Source organism: Pseudomonas sp. P179 (genome assembly GCF_000478485.2).
In the GTDB taxonomy this organism is placed as follows: domain Bacteria; phylum Pseudomonadota; class Gammaproteobacteria; order Pseudomonadales; family Pseudomonadaceae; genus Pseudomonas; species Pseudomonas aeruginosa.
In genome coordinates, this window is record NZ_KI517354.1 from 1,132,729 (window position 1) to 1,147,592 (window position 14,864).

The window sequence follows — 14,864 nt, forward strand, 5'->3', positions numbered from 1 at the left end:
GTGCTTGCTGTCCGCTCGCCCAGCCATGCATGGACGGACGCTCCCCGGCAGCAGCGGATCGAACCAGTATTAACAAGCTCGAATAATTCTACAAATCTGTGGGTAAGTATCTTTTACAGATAGTGTTTTATCAACAACTCACCCAGGAGCACGGCATTCAGCGCGGCACCTTTTCGCACATTATCAGACACAATCCACAAATTGACCTGACAGGGATCAGCCTGCCCCGCCCTCACCCGGCCGACATAGGTCTCGTCCTGGCCGAGGGCATCGCCGACCACCGTCGGATAATCGCCCTCGCCGACCCATTCGATACCTTTCGTCGCATCGAGGACCCGCGTCACCGCGGCCAGGTCCACCGGTTCCGCGCACTGCAGGGTCACGCTGAGGCTATCGCCGAAGAATACCGGCGCCTGGATGCAGGTAACGTTCAACGGTCCGATACGCTCGCCAAGCAAGGCCTGCACCTCCGCGAAGATGCGCCGCTCGATCGCGCTGTGTCCCTCGGCATCCACCGCTCCGACCTGCGCGAGCAGGTTGAAGGCGATCTGGCGGTCGAAGAGACGCGGCTCCAGGGGGCGCGCATTGAGCAGTTCGGCGGTCTGCCGGGCGAGTTCCTTGACCCCTTCGCGCCCCAGGCTGGAGACGGAGAGGCAGGCTGTCAGGTTCAGTTGCCGGCAATCCAGCGTGGCCAGGAGTGGCGCCAGCACTTCGCACAGTTCGGCGGCTACGGCGCAAGGACTGGACAAAAGGAACGGCGCCGCTTGCGAGGCCAGGCGTTCGGCATTCACCGAAACCATGACCGGCGGTGCGACGCTCGGTTCCAGGGCGCCGCTCAGGTCGATCACCGAACAACCCGCCGCGCGGGCGCGCTCGGCATGGGCACGCGACACCTCGGCTGCCGCGGCGAAGAAGGCCAGGCCGACACCGGAAAAATCGAAGCTATCGACATCGCCGACGCGCAGGCTGCTTTCGGCGAAACCCATGCGCTGCCCGGCCGACTCGGCGCTGGCCAGCAGGTGCAGACGATGAAGCGGGAAGTCGCGTTCGTCGAGGAGACCGACCAGAGCCTCGCCAACCGATCCGGTGGCGCCTACGACTGCGACATTGAGGGGCTGGGACATGGGAAAAGCCTCGGCGGTCTGCGAAATAGGCGTGGCACTTTACTTGCCCACCTTCGCCCAGGCAATCGAGGCGCCGCCCATTGCGGACGGCGCCGGATCGATCAGCGCTCCAGCAGGATGCGCAACATGCGCCGCAGCGGCTCGGCAGCGCCCCACAGCAACTGGTCGCCGACGGTGAAGGCGCCGAGATACTGGGAGCCCATGTTCAACTTGCGCAGGCGCCCGACCGGAACGCTCAGGGTGCCGGTGACGGCGGCCGGGGTCAGCTCGCGCACGCTTACCTCGCGGTGGTTCGGCACCAGCTTGACCCAGGGATTGTGCTGGCTGATCAGGCCCTCGATGTCGGTCAGCGGCACATCCTTGTTCAACTTGATGGTCAGCGCCTGGCTGTGGCAACGCATGGCGCCGACGCGCACGCAGATACCGTCGACCGGGATCGGGTTCTTGAAGCGGGCGAGGATCTTGTTGGTCTCCGCCTGGGCCTTCCACTCTTCGCGGCTCTGCCCGTTGGGCAGTTCCTTGTCGATCCAGGGGATCAGACTGCCGCCCAGCGGCGCTCCGAAATGCTCGGTGGGGAAGGCTTCGCTGCGCAGGGTCTCCGCCACCTTGCGGTCGATGTCGAGGATCGCGCTGGCCGGGTTGGCCAGGTCATCCGCCACCGATGCATGGGCGGCGCCCATCTGCTTGAGCAGTTCACGCATGTTCTGCGCGCCGGCGCCGGAGGCGGCCTGGTAGGTCATGGCACTCATCCACTCGACCAGGCCGGCGTCGAACAGCCCGCCCAGGGCCATCAGCATCAGGCTGACGGTGCAGTTGCCGCCGATGTAGTTGCGGGTGCCGGCGTCCAGAGCCTGGTCGATGACCTTGCGGTTGACCGGGTCGAGGACGATCACCGCGTCGTCTTCCATGCGCAGACTGGAGGCGGCATCGATCCAGTAGCCCTGCCAGCCGGCCTCGCGCAGCTTGGGGAATACTTCGCTGGTGTAGTCGCCGCCCTGGCAGGTCAGGATCACGTCGAGGGTCTTCAGCTCGTCGATGCTGTAGGCGTCCTTCAGCGGAGCGATGTCCTTGCCCACTTCCGGGCCCTGGCCACCGACGTTCGACGTGGTGAAGAACACCGGCTCGATCAGGTCGAAGTCCCGCTCTTCCAGCATCCGCTGCATGAGTACGGAACCCACCATCCCGCGCCAACCGATCAGACCTACACGCTTCATCGCAACTACACCTATATGAGAGAAGTGAGCTGGCCGGCAGCCATCATGGCGCCGGCCAAGCCCGTCAGATTACAGATTCTTGAGTGCCGCGACTACGGCATCGCCCATTTCCCGGGTGCCGACCTTGCGGCAGCCTTCGGACCAGATGTCGCCGGTGCGCAGCCCCTGATCGAGGACCTTGCTCACCGCCTGCTCGATGGCGTCGGCGGCGGTCGCCTGGCTGAAGCTGTAGCGCAACATCATCGAGACCGAGAGGATGGTCGCCAACGGGTTGGCGATGCCCTGACCGGCGATGTCCGGGGCGGAACCGTGGCAGGGTTCGTACATGCCCTTGTTGTTCGCGTCGAGCGAGGCAGAAGGCAGCATGCCGATGGAACCGGTCAGCATGGAAGCCTCATCCGACAGGATGTCGCCGAACATGTTGTCGGTGACCATCACGTCGAACTGCTTGGGCGCGCGCACCAGTTGCATGGCGGCGTTATCCACGTACATATGGGAAAGCTCGACGTCCGGGTAGTCCTTCGCCACCTCTTCCACCACTTCCCGCCACAGTTGGCTGGAGGCGAGAACGTTGGCCTTGTCCACCGAGCAGAGCCTGTTGTTGCGTACGCGGGCCATGTCGAAACCGACGCGGGCGATACGACGGATTTCGCTCTCGCTGTACGGCAGGGTGTCGTAGGCCTGGCGCTCGCCGTTCTCCAGCACGCGCTGCTCGCGGGGCTGGCCGAAGTAGATGCCGCCGGTCAGTTCGCGGACGATGAGGATGTCCAGCCCGGCGACCACTTCCGGCTTCAGGCTGGAGGCCGCGGCCAGTTGCGGATAGAGGATGGCCGGACGCAGGTTGGCGAACAGGCCCAGTTGCGAGCGAATCTTCAGCAGACCGCGCTCGGGACGGATATCGCGTTCGATCCTGTCCCATTTCGGCCCCCCTACCGCGCCCAGCAGCACCGCATCGGCCTGGCGCGCGCGCTGCAGGGTCTGGTCGGCCAGCGGCACGCCGTGCTTGTCGATGGCCGCGCCACCGATGACGTCCTCGGCCAGTTCGAAGCCGAGCTGGAACCTGTCGTTGGCCAGTTCCAGCACCTTGACCGCTTCCGCCATGATTTCCGGGCCGATACCGTCACCGGGGAGAACCAGGATCTGCTTGCTCATAACACCCTCTTGTCCTTCATTCATTGAACGGCGGGCATGCGCCGCCGCGATCGAACCGTCACTCCCGACGCAGCCACAGCACCAGCACGTCGGTGCTGAACGAGCCGTCGTCGGCAATCTCGAAATACTCCCTGACTTCCTCGCCCACCGCCAGCTGCAGGCTGCGGATCGCCTGGCGGAACACCTCCGGCGTACGCATCCGCTCGACCCACGACTGGAACTCCAGGCGCAGGCGCTGGCGCCGGCTTCCGGTGACCAGCAACCCCGCCTCGCCGCTCAGGCGCGCCCACTCGGCCGGCGAGTAGTTGCGCACATGGCTGGTGTCGCGGAGCATCTCGACGGTCTGCAGGAAGGTATCCGGCAAGGCCTGCCCGGGCGCCGCCACGTCGACGAAGATCGCCACCCCGCCGGGCTTGAGCACCCGCCGCACCTCGCGCAGGGCCAGGCCGACGTCGCGCCAGTGATGGGTGGAATAGCGACTGAAGACGAAATCGAACTCGCCGTCGGCGAAGGGCAGGCTCTCCGCCTTGCCCTGTTCGGTACGGATGTTCGCCATGCCCCGTTCCGCGGCGCTCTGCGCCACCACGGCGAGCATCTCGGCGGAAAGATCGTAGGCCACCACCTCCCCTGCCAGGGCGGCGACCTGGAAGCTCACGTGGCCGGCGCCGCAGCCCAGGTCGAGGACCCGCGCTTCCGGGCGCCCGGCCAGGGCGTCGCGCAGCAAGGCGAATTCCTCGCCCTGGGCATGCACGGCGCTGCTCAGGTAGGCCGAAGCCTGGGCGCCGAACTGGCGCTGGACAACGTCATCGTGGTCGCTCATGAACCTACTCCGGGAGAAAAACCGGGCGCACCCTACCCAGGATGCGCCCGGCAAGGGGACTCGCGTGGCGCTCAGCGGAACAGCCAGGGCTGCTGCTGGCGGTAGCCGTCCTCGAAGGCACGGATCGTATCGGCGTCCTGCAGCGTCAGGCCGATGTCGTCGAGGCCGTTGAGCAGGCAATGCTTGCGGAACGGGTCGACCTCGAAACCCAGCACCTTGCCATCAGGACGGGTAACGGTCTGCGCCGCCAGGTCGATGGACAACTGGTAGCCTTCGTTCGCCTCGACCTGGCGGAACAGTTCGTCCACCTCGGCCTCGGGCAGGATGATCGGCAGCAAGCCGTTCTTGAAACTGTTGTTGAAGAAGATGTCGGCATAGCTCGGTGCGATCACCGTGCGGAAACCGTACTCGTCCAGCGCCCAGGGCGCGTGCTCGCGGGACGAGCCGCAGCCGAAGTTCTCCCGCGCCAGCAGTACGCTGGCGCCCTGGTAGCGCGGCTGGTTGAGGACGAAGTCCGGGTTCAGCGGACGCTTCGAGTTGTCCTGTCCCGGCTGCCCGACATCCAGGTAGCGCCATTCGTCGAACAGGTTGGGGCCGAAGCCGGTGCGCTTGATCGACTTGAGGAATTGCTTGGGAATGATCTGATCGGTATCGACGTTGGCGCGATCCAGCGGAGCGACGAGACCGGTCGTCTGGGTATAGGGTTTCATCTCGGTTCTCCTCAGGCGAGCAATTCGCGGACATCGATGAAGCGGCCGTTGACGGCCGCGGCGGCGGCCATCGCCGGGCTGACCAGGTGGGTACGGCCACCGGCGCCCTGACGGCCCTCGAAGTTGCGGTTGGAGGTCGAGGCGCAGTGTTCGCCGCTCTCCAGCCGGTCCGGGTTCATCGCCAGGCACATGGAACAGCCCGGCTCGCGCCATTCGAAGCCGGCCTCGATGAAGATCCGGTCCAGGCCTTCCTTCTCGGCCTGCTCCTTGACCAACCCGGAACCCGGCACCACCAGCGCCTGCTTGATGGTCGCGGCGACCTTGCGGCCCCTGGCCACTTCGGCGGCAGCGCGCAGGTCCTCGATCCGCGAGTTGGTGCAGGAACCGATGAATACCCGGTCCAGCTGGATGTCGGTGATCGCCTGGTTCGGCCGCAGGCCCATGTATTTCAAGGCGCGCTCGATCGAACCGCGCTTGATCGGGTCGCTCTCGCGGGCCGGGTCCGGCACGTTCTGGTCCACGGCCAGGACCATTTCCGGCGACGTGCCCCAGCTGACCTGCGGCTTGATCTGCGCGGCGTCCAGCTCGACCACGGTATCGAAGCGGGCATCGGCGTCCGACACCAGCCCCTGCCAGCAGGCGACGGCCTGGTCCCATTGCTCGGCGCTCGGCGCGAAGGGCCGGCCCTTCACGTAGTCGATGGTCTTCTGGTCGACGGCGACCAGGCCGACGCGGGCGCCCGCCTCGATCGACATGTTGCAGATGGTCATCCGCCCTTCGATGGACAGGTCGCGGATGGCGCTGCCGGCGAACTCGATGGCGTGGCCGTTGCCGCCGGCGGTGCCGATCCTGCCGATCACCGCGAGGACGATATCCTTCGCCGTGACGCCGGCCGGCAGCCTGCCTTCGACCTTGACCAGCATGTTCTTCATCTTCTTCGCCACCAGGCACTGGGTCGCCAGCACATGCTCTACCTCGGAAGTGCCGATGCCGTGGGCCAGCGCGCCGAAGGCGCCGTGGGTGGAAGTGTGCGAGTCGCCGCAGACCACGGTCATCCCCGGGAGGGTCGCGCCCTGCTCCGGACCGACCACATGGACGATGCCCTGGCGCACGTCGTTCATCTTGAATTCGGTGATGCCGAAGTCGTCGCAGTTCTCGTCGAGGGTCTGCACCTGCAGGCGCGAGACCTCGTCGGCGATGGCGGCGATGCCGCCCTTGCGCTCGGTGCGGGTGGTCGGCACGTTGTGGTCCGGGGTGGCGATGTTGGCGTCGATCCGCCACGGCTTGCGCCCGGCCAGGCGAAGACCCTCGAAGGCCTGCGGCGAGGTCACTTCGTGCAGGATATGGCGGTCGATGTAGATCAGCGCCGAACCGTCGTCGCGCTGCTTGACCAGGTGCATGTCCCAGAGTTTGTCGTAGAGGGTCTTGCCGGCCATCGGGATTTCCTCATCAGCTCATTTCTATGCCCACAGGGCTTGTGAGGATGATCCTATGGCTTGTCTACGAATAACTCAAATTCATATTTTTCATCCAAAGCATTCCCAACAGGAATCCATTGGCGCTAAGCTCCGGGCAGCCGAAACCAGCGGAGGCCCGCAATGGACCTGAACAGCCTCAACACCTTCATCGCCATTGCCGAGACCGGCAGCTTCTCCGAAGCCGGCGAGCGCCTGCACCTGACCCAACCGGCGGTGAGCAAGCGCATCGCCGCCCTCGAACAGCAGCTCAATGCCCGGCTGTTCGACCGGGTCGGCCGCGAGGTCAACCTCACCGAGGCCGGCCGCGCCCTGCTGCCGCGCGCCTACCAGTTGCTCAACGTGCTCGACGACACCCGCCGGGCGCTGAACAACCTCACCGGCGAGGTCAGCGGCCGGCTGGTCCTGGCCACCAGCCACCACATCGGCCTGCATCGCCTGCCGCCGCTGCTGCGCGCCTTCACCCGGGCGCATCCGCAGGTGGCGCTGGATATCCAGTTCCTGGATTCGGAAGTGGCCTACGAGGAGATCCTTCATGGTCGTGCGGAACTGGCGGTGATCACCCTGGCCCCGGAAACCGCCGAACCGGTGCGCGCAGTCCCGGTGTGGGACGACCCGCTGGACTTCGTCGCCGCCCCGGAGCACCCGCTGGCCCGACAGGGCACGGTGTTCCTCGCCGACGTCGCCAAGCACCCCGCGGTATTCCCCGGCGGCAACACCTTCACCCACCACATCGTGCGGCGCATGTTCGAAGCCGAAGGGCTGACGCCGAACATCGCCATGAGCACCAACTACCTGGAGACCATCAAGATGATGGTCTCCATCGGCCTGGCCTGGAGCGTGCTGCCGCGGACCATGCTCGACGACCAGGTGGTGCGCCTGCCGCTGCAGGACATCCAGCTCAGCCGCCAGCTCGGCTATATCCTGCACACCGAGCGGACCCTGTCGAACGCCGCGCGCGCCTTCATGCGCCTGCTCGACGAACAGGCATTCGGCAACGGCACTCCAGCGGCCTGAAGCGATTCAGGTCGGACGCCACGGGTAGGCCCTCCCCTCTTCGCCGTCCGCGGCCAGCGCTCACCCGACCTGCATGCCAATGCCCTCGCGACTCAGCCCTCGCCGACCCACGCCTGCACCTCGACCTCCACGTCGACCCCCAGCGCCAGCCCGGCGGTCACCGTCGAGCGTACCGGCAAGGCCCCCTGCACATGACGCTGGTAGACCTCGTTGAAACCGGCGAAGTGGGCCATGTCCGACAGCCAGACGGTGACCTTCACCAGTTGGTCGAAACGCGCGCCACAGCTCTCCAGGGTCTCGCCGATGCGTGCCATCACCGCTTCGGTCTGGGTCTGGATATCGCCACGTACCACCTCGCCGGTCGGACTCATCGGCACCTGTCCGGAAAGAAACAGGAAGCCGCCGGCCCGCACCGCGCGGGAAAAGGGAAACGGCAGGCTGCTGGGGTAACGCTGGATGTCATCGCTCATCTGGATTGCCTCCTGTGGATGAAGCGCTAGGAAGAAAAGCTTTCGGCCGCGGAATCGGCGTATTCATGTAGCACTGCGATCAACCCTGGCTCATATCGACGCGCTCCGCCAGAAAGTCCAGGAACGCCCGCACGCGCAGCGGCAGATAGCCGCCCTGGCCGACGTAGACGGCGTGGACTTCCTCCAGGTCGCCTGGGTTGTATGCCTCGAGCACGGGAATCAGGCGCCCGGCGGCTATGTCCTCGCGCACCTGGAACGCGGCCAGCCGCGCCAGGCCCAGGCCGGCCACGGCCAGACGGCGCAGCGCCTCGCCATCGCTGGCCTGGGCGTTGCCCGACAACGGCACCACGAGTTCCTCGCCGGCGTCCCGCAGCGGCCAGCCGGAGCGCGTTCGCACATAGTTGGCGCCGAGGCGGTTGTGCCCCAGCAGCGCCTGCGGCGTGGCCGGCATGCCATGCCGGGCCAGATAGGCCGGCGCACCGACGATCAGCATGCGCGTGCTCCCCAGCTTGCGCGCCACCAGGCTCGAGCTTTTCAGCGGCCCCGCGCGCACGGCCACGTCGGTGCGCTGCTCGAGGATGTCGACGACCTCATCGGTCAGCACGATATCCAGCGTCACCTCGGGATGCTGCGCGAGGAACTCGGGCAGCAGCGGCAGCAGGAAGTGATGCCCGAAAGGCACGTTGGCGTTGACTCGCAAGCGCCCGCGCGGCGCCGCGTTTTCGCTCGCACACCGCTCGGCCTCCTCCAGGTCGGCCAGGATACGCACCCCGCGCTCGTAGAACGCGCATCCCTCGGGTGTCAGTTGCAATTTTCGGGTGGAGCGGTTCAGCAAGCGGGTTCCCAGGCGCTGTTCGAGCCGGGTGATCAGCTTGCTGACTGCCGAGGGCGTCATGCCGCAACGTCGAGCGGCGGCGGAAAAGCCCCCCGACTCGACGACCCGGGCAAACACCTCCAGTTCGCCGGAACGGTTGACTTCAAGCCGGGCCATGGCGCCCTGCCTGATGATTTCGCTTCATAAATGATATTCCCCGCTACGGTCTATTTCCCTTAAATCTTTGAATTCATCATCAGCTACAGGATAACCACTGAATTCAACGACATGAAACGACCCATCGAAAGACTTCCCGCCGCGACCTCCAGCGCAACCCGGGCCTTCGCGCTCGCGACGAGCCTGTTGTACGCCTGCGCCGCGCCGGCCGCTTCCTGGACCGCCAGCTGGCAGGCCAGCCCGCAGCCGGTCTGGGCTGAGGACTTCCTGTTTCCCAGCAACGTGCCGGCCGAACTGCACGACCAGACGGTGCGGCAATTGGCGCGAATCAGCCTGGGAGGAACGCGCGTGCGCATCGTCCTGGCAAATACCTATGGAAGGCGCCCGATCCGGATCGGCCGGGCCACCCTGGCCAAACCGGGTTCCGAGCGCGCCGCGGTCGCCACCGGCAGCCTGCATGACGTGACCTTTGACGGACGCCGGACGGCGACCATCGCGCCCGGCGCCACGCTACTCAGCGATCCGGTGGCGATGCCGGTGGCCGCGCTCTCGCAGGTGCTGGTGAGTCTCTACCTGCCGGCCGCCACGCCCATGGAAACCTTCCACTGGGACGGCCGCCAGACGGGCTGGATCGTCGCCGGCGAGCAGACCCAAAGCCACGCATTGCAGCTGGACGCGGCGGACAGCCAGAGCACCACCGCGCGCCTGCTGTTGACAGGTATCCTGGTTGAAACCGAAGCGGCAACGCGGACGCTGGTGACGCTCGGCGACTCGATCACCGACGGAGCCAGCGCCAGCCTCGACCGGAACAGCCGTTGGCCGGACTTCCTCGCCGAACGCCTGGCCCCGCATGGCGTCGCCGTGGTCAATGCGGGGATTTCCGGCGCCCGCCTGCTGAGCGACGGCATGGGCGCGAGCGCGCTGGCACGTCTGGACCGCGACGTACTGGCCCAGCCAGGCGCAAGCAGCATGGTGGTGATGCTCGGCATCAACGACATTGCCTGGCCCGGTACCGCTTTCGCCCGGAATGCCGCACCGCCCACCCTGGAAGCGCTGATCGCCGGCTACCGGCAATTGATCGAACGGGCGCACAACCGGGGTATCCGGGTCGTCGGCGCGACCCTCACGCCGTTCGAGGGCGCACTGCCCGGCACGCCGTTGAGCGATTATTACCATCCCGCCAAGGAAGCCCTGCGCAGGCAGGTTAACGAGTGGATCCGTCATGCCGGCGCCTTCGATGCGGTGATCGACTTCGACGCGGCATTGCGCGATCCGGAGCAGCCGTCGCGGCTCGCCGCGCGCTACGACTCCGGCGACCATCTGCACCCCAGCGACGAAGGCAACCGGGCGATGGCGGCCGCCGTCGACCTCGACGTCCTGCTGGACGAGGTGCCCGACGGCCTACCGGCGGAGCCCCGGGCCGATAGCGTAACGAAATGAAAAAAGGCGCCCGAAGGCGCCTTTTTTCGATCACCGCTGACGGTTACTGGTTGTCCAGTGCCGGGCGCTGGCCATTGATGGCGATACGCTTCGGCTTGGCTTCTTCCGGAACCAGCCGGACCAGGTCGATGTTCAGCAGGCCGTTGGCCAGCGAAGCCGCCTTGACCTCGATATGGTCGGCGAGGCGGAACGACAGCTTGAAGGCGCGCTGGGCGATGCCCTGGTGCAGGTAGGTCACGTTGTCCGTGGACTTCTCGCGCTTGCCGCCACTGACGGTCAGCACGCCGCGCTCGACCTGCAGGTCCAGGTCTTCTTCCTGGAAGCCGGCGGCGGCGATGACAATGCGATACTCGTCGTCACCGTGCTTTTCGACGTTGTAGGGCGGGTAGGTACTCCCGGCCTCATTGCGCAGGGCCGACTCGAACAGATCGTTGAAGCGATCGAAGCCTACGGAATGACGGAACAGCGGGGCGAGGGAAAAAGCGTTGCTCATTGCGAATCTCCTGAATTATCAGCAAGTACTCTGGTGCGGAACCCGTCTTCGGCATCCCGCACGAACTAGATAGGGATCGTCGGAAGTATTTCAAGAGCCTTGAGAACGACCGTTCGTCGTGCTCAGATCGAAACTCATCCTTTCGAGAACCGTCGCCATGGAACGCGCAATCCCGACCTTCCCCTGCCGCGATCTGGACAGCGCCAGCGCCTTCTACCAGTCCCTCGGCTTCCACCTTGGCGCTCGCTATCCGACCTACGCCATCCTCCAGCGCGGCGCCCTGGAGCTGCACCTGTCGCTGTTCGAGGCGCTCGAACCGAAGACCAATTGCAGCGCTGCCTACCTGCGCCTGGAGGACGCCCAGGCGCTGCATCGCCAGGCCACGGCCCTCGGCCTGGGCGGCCAGGGGATTCCACGCATCACGGTCCTGGAAGACCAGCCCTGGGGCATGCGCGAATTCGCCCTGATCGATCCCGATGGCAACCTGCTGCGGGTCGGCCAGGAGCTCGATGCGACGCCAGAGCAGCACCGGGTTCGCCTGGCCAGCGCCGACGACGTCCCCGCAGTGGCCGCGCTCTGGCAAGCCAATGTCCGCGAAGCCGGGGAAACCCTGGATGCCGGCGACCAACAGGCGATCCAGGCACTGCTCCTGGCCGCCTCGCGCAACCGCTTGCTCTGGCTGGCGGAGGCCCAGCAGCATCCCCGCGGTTTCGTCCTCGCCCACTTGTGGCAGATCGAGGACGGTCAGGCACGGGTCGGAGAGATCGCAGAGCTCTACGTATTGCCGCAGGCCCGCCGCCAGGGCCTGGCCCGGGAACTGGTGGGCAGCGCCGAGGAGGCCCTGCGCTCGCGCGGCGCCGGCCTGATCCGCGCGCAATCGGCCCTTGACGCGCCGCTGTCCAACCTGTTCTGGCAGGGCCTGGGCTGGGACGCCGACTACCTGACCTTCACTCGCTACTGACCTGGGGAGCATCATCATGCGCAACGTCATGCTGATCACCGGAGCCAGCCGCGGCATCGGCGCCGCCACCGCTCTGCTCGCCGCCGAACGCGGCTATGCGGTCGTCCTCAACTATCTGCGCAACCGCGAGGCCGCCGAAGCGCTGCGCCAGCGCATCGAGCGCCAGGGCGGCGAAGCCCTGGCGGTGGCGGCCGACGTAGCCGAGGAAGGCGATGTCGAGCGGCTGTTCGCCGCCATCGACGAACGTTTCGGCCGCCTCGACGTGCTGGTGAACAACGCCGGCATGCTGGAAGCGCAGACGCGCCTGGAAAACATCGACGCGGCGCGCCTGCACAGGGTATTCGCGACCAACGTGACCGGCAGCTTCCTCTGCGCCCGCGAGGCGGTGAAGCGCCTGTCGACCCGCCACGGCGGGCGCGGCGGCAGCATCGTCAACGTGTCCTCGATGGCCTCGCGGCTGGGATCGCCCAACGAATACATCGACTATGCCGCCGCCAAGGGCGCCATCGACAGCATGACCATCGGTCTGGCCAGGGAAGTGGCGGCGGAGGGTATCCGGGTCAACGCGGTGCGGCCCGGACTGATCGATACCGAGATCCACGCCAGCGGCGGCGAGCCAGGCCGTATCGAACGCCTGAAGGGCGGCATACCGCTAGGACGCGGCGGTACGGCGGAGGAAGTCGCGCGGGCGATTCTCTGGCTGGCGTCGGACGAAGCCAGCTACAGCACCGGCACCTTCATCGATGTCAGCGGCGGCCGCTAGGCCTGGTACGCAAGCTAGGCCGCCTGGCTGAACGACACCTGCAACAGCCGGTCGATGGTTTCGCAATCGCTTTCCCGGCGTATCCGTGCGAACAGCTCGACGGCTTCGGGATAGGTGCGGGTGAGCATGCCCAGCCACTGCTTGAGACGGCCCGGGGCATAGCGCGGGGCGAGCTTGCGCCGGGCCTGCAGCCAGAAGTCGCGCAGCAGCGGCAACAGATCGCTCCAGGGCATCTCGCGGATTTCGCCGCCATCGCGCCAGGCGGCGATCTGCCGAGCCAGGCCAGGACGCGAGACCAGGCCGCGACCGAGCATGATGTCCTCCACCCCGCTGACCTCGCGACAACGCAGGTAGTCGTCGAGCGTCCACACTTCGCCATTGGCGAACACCGGCACGCGCACCGCCTCGGCCACCCGCGCCACCCACTCCCAGTGCGCCGGCGGCCTGTAGCCATCGACCTTGGTCCGGGCATGCACCACTACATGGGCCGAGCCGCCGTCGGCCAGGGCCCGCGCGCAATCCAGGGCGCCGTCGGGACTGTCGTAGCCCAGGCGCATCTTCGAGGTCACCGCAATCTCGCTCGGCACCGCGCGACGCACGGCGGCGACGATGTCGTGCATCAGCTCCGGCTCCTTGAGCAATACCGCGCCGCCGCGCGAGCGGTTCACGGTCTTGGCCGGACAACCGAAGTTCAGGTCGATCACCGGGGCACCCAGCTCACAGGCGAACGCGGCGTTATCCGCCAGGCACGCAGGATCGGAGCCGAGCAACTGCACACGCATCGGCGTCCCGGCGCGGGTCCGGCTGCCGTCGCGCAGCTCCGGCGCCAGCTTGTGGAACGCCGTGGCCGGCAGTAGGCGATCGGTGATGCGGATGAATTCGGTGACGCACCAATCGATGCCGCCGACGCGGGTCAGCACGTCGCGGAGGATTTCATCCACCAGACCTTCCATCGGCGCCAGGGCGATTTGCACGAACCACTACCTCGAAAATGACAGGCGGCGGATTCTAGAGAATCCGCCGCCCGGAACAAAGTGCGAATGCCTGCCGGTCGACGCGCGACGGGTCAGGCCCCGGCGAGCAGAGCCTGGCCGTAGCCGTCGATGAACTCCGCCGGCATCCGCTTCGGCTTGCCGCTGGACAGTTCGATGCAGACGAAGGTGGTCTGCGCCCGCAGCAGCGTGGCGCCATCCGCCGGGCGTACCAACTGGAAGCGCCGGTTCATCCGCAGGCGCTGGTCGGACTCGACGATCCAGGTCGCCAATTGCAGTTCGTCGCCCTCGTAGGCCGCGGCCAGGTAGTCGATCTCGTGGCGCAGCACCGCCATCGCCCGGTCCAGCCGGCGGTACTCGGCCAGGTCCAGGCCCAGCCGCTGCGAGTGGCGCCAGGCGCAGCGCTCCAGCCAACTGACGTAGACGGCGTTGTTCGCGTGGCCGAGCCCGTCGATGTCCTCGGCGAGGACCCTGAGGTCGATCACGAACGGATCGGCGTAGTCCCAATTCATCAATGCTGCTCCAGGCTGCCGGCCAGTTCGCGCGCTTCCCTGGCCAGTTGTGTGATCTGATCCCAGGCCCGCGCCCGGATCAGGCTCGGCGGCGCCAACCAGGTGCCGCCGACACAGGCGACATTGGGCAGGCGGAGGAAATTCAGCAGGTTGTCCAGGTTCACCCCGCCGGTCGGGCAGAAGCGGATGCCGGTGAACGGCCCCTTCAGGCTTTTCAGCATTTTCACGCTGGCAGTGCCATCGGCCGGGAACAGCTTCAGCGAGCGATAACCGTACTCCAGCGCCAGCAACACTTCCGAAGGCGTCATCACCCCGGGTAGGTATGGCAAGCCGGCATCCTCCGCGGCGGCGGCAAGACGCGGCGTGCATCCGGGGCTGACGGCGAACTGTGCGCCTGCGTCGCGCGCCTCGAGAAACTGCTCGGTGTGGATCAGGGTACCCGCCCCCAGCAGGACCTCGGGCACCTCGCGATGGATGGCGGCGATCGCGTCCAGCGCCTGCGGCGTGCGCAGCGTCACTTCCAGCACCGTGACGCCGCCCGCATACAACGCGCGCGCCAGGTCGGGCGCCAGCGCCACGTCCTCGATCACCAGCACCGGCAATACCGGGCTGGCCTGCTGCAGGACCCGATCCAGCGGCAATGTCATGGGCACTCCTCGATTCGAAACGGTTCGCCCCGCCGGATCGCTCCGCGCGGGCCACAGCGCTTTTTACCGAAGAACCGAGGTCA

At 66.6% G+C, this 14,864-nt stretch carries 16 protein-coding genes; 4 read left to right on the forward strand and 12 right to left on the reverse strand.

The features are described from left to right. Nucleotides 1-113 precede the first annotated feature (113 nt). From HMPREF1224_RS17895 to leuC, 6 genes are all read right to left on the reverse strand, one after another. Nucleotides 114-1,124: an aspartate-semialdehyde dehydrogenase gene (locus tag HMPREF1224_RS17895; protein WP_010793225.1), complete on the reverse strand. Its 1,011-nt coding sequence runs from the start codon at nucleotides 1,122-1,124 to the stop codon at nucleotides 114-116. Nucleotides 1,125-1,225: 101 nt separating this feature from the next. Then, nucleotides 1,226-2,338, reverse strand: coding sequence for an aspartate-semialdehyde dehydrogenase (asd, locus tag HMPREF1224_RS17900; protein ID WP_003111187.1), 1,113 nt, complete (start codon nucleotides 2,336-2,338; stop codon nucleotides 1,226-1,228). A gap of 69 nt (nucleotides 2,339-2,407) precedes the next feature. After that, entirely contained in the window at nucleotides 2,408-3,490 is a 1,083-nt protein-coding gene (gene leuB, locus HMPREF1224_RS17905; RefSeq protein ID WP_003091395.1) for a 3-isopropylmalate dehydrogenase, read from the reverse strand. A 58-nt stretch (nucleotides 3,491-3,548) separates the two neighbouring features. Beyond that, complete coding sequence (locus tag HMPREF1224_RS17910; RefSeq protein WP_010793226.1) at nucleotides 3,549-4,310, reverse strand: class I SAM-dependent methyltransferase; 762 nt, start codon at nucleotides 4,308-4,310, stop codon at nucleotides 3,549-3,551. Nucleotides 4,311-4,381: 71 nt separating this feature from the next. Then, the gene (leuD, locus tag HMPREF1224_RS17915) at nucleotides 4,382-5,020 is read right to left on the reverse strand and encodes a 3-isopropylmalate dehydratase small subunit (protein WP_010793227.1); all 639 of its coding nucleotides are present in this window, start codon (nucleotides 5,018-5,020) and stop codon (nucleotides 4,382-4,384) included. Nucleotides 5,021-5,031: 11 nt separating this feature from the next. Further along, nucleotides 5,032-6,456 carry a 3-isopropylmalate dehydratase large subunit gene (gene leuC / locus HMPREF1224_RS17920; protein ID WP_003091399.1) on the reverse strand — a complete coding sequence of 475 codons (1,425 nt, stop codon included), beginning with the start codon at nucleotides 6,454-6,456 and terminating at the stop codon, nucleotides 5,032-5,034. 162 nt (nucleotides 6,457-6,618) lie between these two features. Here leuC and HMPREF1224_RS17925 point away from each other — a divergent pair, with 162 nt between their 5' ends. Further along, on the forward strand, nucleotides 6,619-7,512 hold the full coding sequence (locus HMPREF1224_RS17925; RefSeq protein ID WP_003091401.1) for a LysR family transcriptional regulator: 894 nt from the start codon (nucleotides 6,619-6,621) through the stop codon (nucleotides 7,510-7,512). Nucleotides 7,513-7,604: 92 nt separating this feature from the next. Here HMPREF1224_RS17925 and HMPREF1224_RS17930 read toward each other — a convergent pair whose 3' ends face one another. After that, nucleotides 7,605-7,982, reverse strand: a complete 378-nt coding sequence (locus tag HMPREF1224_RS17930) for a RidA family protein (protein ID WP_003091402.1) — start codon at nucleotides 7,980-7,982, stop codon at nucleotides 7,605-7,607. A 79-nt stretch (nucleotides 7,983-8,061) separates the two neighbouring features. Next, nucleotides 8,062-8,973, reverse strand: coding sequence for a LysR family transcriptional regulator (locus HMPREF1224_RS17935; protein ID WP_010793228.1), 912 nt, complete (start codon nucleotides 8,971-8,973; stop codon nucleotides 8,062-8,064). Between the two features lie 111 nt (nucleotides 8,974-9,084). On the opposite strand from HMPREF1224_RS17935, the gene HMPREF1224_RS17940 reads away from it, so the two are divergent. Continuing rightward, nucleotides 9,085-10,413, forward strand: coding sequence for an SGNH/GDSL hydrolase family protein (locus HMPREF1224_RS17940; protein ID WP_010793229.1), 1,329 nt, complete (start codon nucleotides 9,085-9,087; stop codon nucleotides 10,411-10,413). A 43-nt stretch (nucleotides 10,414-10,456) separates the two neighbouring features. Here HMPREF1224_RS17940 and HMPREF1224_RS17945 read toward each other — a convergent pair whose 3' ends face one another. After that, nucleotides 10,457-10,906: an Hsp20 family protein gene (locus HMPREF1224_RS17945; protein ID WP_003091405.1), complete on the reverse strand. Its 450-nt coding sequence runs from the start codon at nucleotides 10,904-10,906 to the stop codon at nucleotides 10,457-10,459. Between the two features lie 157 nt (nucleotides 10,907-11,063). Between HMPREF1224_RS17945 and HMPREF1224_RS17950 the strand changes: the two genes are divergently transcribed. Further along, on the forward strand, nucleotides 11,064-11,867 hold the full coding sequence (locus tag HMPREF1224_RS17950) for a glyoxalase/bleomycin resistance/extradiol dioxygenase family protein (RefSeq protein WP_003160691.1): 804 nt from the start codon (nucleotides 11,064-11,066) through the stop codon (nucleotides 11,865-11,867). Between the two features lie 16 nt (nucleotides 11,868-11,883). After that, nucleotides 11,884-12,630: an SDR family oxidoreductase gene (locus HMPREF1224_RS17955; RefSeq protein WP_003104218.1), complete on the forward strand. Its 747-nt coding sequence runs from the start codon at nucleotides 11,884-11,886 to the stop codon at nucleotides 12,628-12,630. A gap of 14 nt (nucleotides 12,631-12,644) precedes the next feature. Here HMPREF1224_RS17955 and HMPREF1224_RS17960 read toward each other — a convergent pair whose 3' ends face one another. The 3 genes from HMPREF1224_RS17960 to HMPREF1224_RS17970 form a co-directional block, all read right to left on the reverse strand. After that, nucleotides 12,645-13,604, reverse strand: coding sequence for a tRNA dihydrouridine synthase (locus HMPREF1224_RS17960; RefSeq protein ID WP_010793230.1), 960 nt, complete (start codon nucleotides 13,602-13,604; stop codon nucleotides 12,645-12,647). 92 nt (nucleotides 13,605-13,696) lie between these two features. Further along, complete coding sequence (locus HMPREF1224_RS17965) at nucleotides 13,697-14,134, reverse strand: acyl-CoA thioesterase (protein WP_003107647.1); 438 nt, start codon at nucleotides 14,132-14,134, stop codon at nucleotides 13,697-13,699. Further along, nucleotides 14,134-14,781, reverse strand: coding sequence for a bifunctional 4-hydroxy-2-oxoglutarate aldolase/2-dehydro-3-deoxy-phosphogluconate aldolase (locus HMPREF1224_RS17970; RefSeq protein WP_003115023.1), 648 nt, complete (start codon nucleotides 14,779-14,781; stop codon nucleotides 14,134-14,136). The genes HMPREF1224_RS17965 and HMPREF1224_RS17970 overlap by 1 nt, the downstream gene beginning before the upstream one ends. Nucleotides 14,782-14,864 lie beyond the last annotated feature (83 nt).

Bases quoted from the DNA above. Each gene is read 5' to 3' on its own strand.
- HMPREF1224_RS17895 (WP_010793225.1), bottom strand. From the start codon at position 1,124: ATGTCCCAGCCCCTCAATGTCGCAGTCGTAGGCGCCACCGGATCGGTT.
- asd (WP_003111187.1), bottom strand. From the start codon at position 2,338: ATGAAGCGTGTAGGTCTGATCGGTTGGCGCGGGATGGTGGGTTCCGTA.
- leuB (WP_003091395.1), bottom strand. From the start codon at position 3,490: ATGAGCAAGCAGATCCTGGTTCTCCCCGGTGACGGTATCGGCCCGGAA.
- HMPREF1224_RS17910 (WP_010793226.1), bottom strand. From the start codon at position 4,310: ATGAGCGACCACGATGACGTTGTCCAGCGCCAGTTCGGCGCCCAGGCT.
- leuD (WP_010793227.1), bottom strand. From the start codon at position 5,020: ATGAAACCCTATACCCAGACGACCGGTCTCGTCGCTCCGCTGGATCGC.
- leuC (WP_003091399.1), bottom strand. From the start codon at position 6,456: ATGGCCGGCAAGACCCTCTACGACAAACTCTGGGACATGCACCTGGTC.
- HMPREF1224_RS17925 (WP_003091401.1), top strand. From the start codon at position 6,619: ATGGACCTGAACAGCCTCAACACCTTCATCGCCATTGCCGAGACCGGC.
- HMPREF1224_RS17930 (WP_003091402.1), bottom strand. From the start codon at position 7,982: ATGAGCGATGACATCCAGCGTTACCCCAGCAGCCTGCCGTTTCCCTTT.
- HMPREF1224_RS17935 (WP_010793228.1), bottom strand. From the start codon at position 8,973: ATGGCCCGGCTTGAAGTCAACCGTTCCGGCGAACTGGAGGTGTTTGCC.
- HMPREF1224_RS17940 (WP_010793229.1), top strand. From the start codon at position 9,085: ATGAAACGACCCATCGAAAGACTTCCCGCCGCGACCTCCAGCGCAACC.
- HMPREF1224_RS17945 (WP_003091405.1), bottom strand. From the start codon at position 10,906: ATGAGCAACGCTTTTTCCCTCGCCCCGCTGTTCCGTCATTCCGTAGGC.
- HMPREF1224_RS17950 (WP_003160691.1), top strand. From the start codon at position 11,064: ATGGAACGCGCAATCCCGACCTTCCCCTGCCGCGATCTGGACAGCGCC.
- HMPREF1224_RS17955 (WP_003104218.1), top strand. From the start codon at position 11,884: ATGCGCAACGTCATGCTGATCACCGGAGCCAGCCGCGGCATCGGCGCC.
- HMPREF1224_RS17965 (WP_003107647.1), bottom strand. From the start codon at position 14,134: ATGAATTGGGACTACGCCGATCCGTTCGTGATCGACCTCAGGGTCCTC.
- HMPREF1224_RS17970 (WP_003115023.1), bottom strand. From the start codon at position 14,781: ATGACATTGCCGCTGGATCGGGTCCTGCAGCAGGCCAGCCCGGTATTG.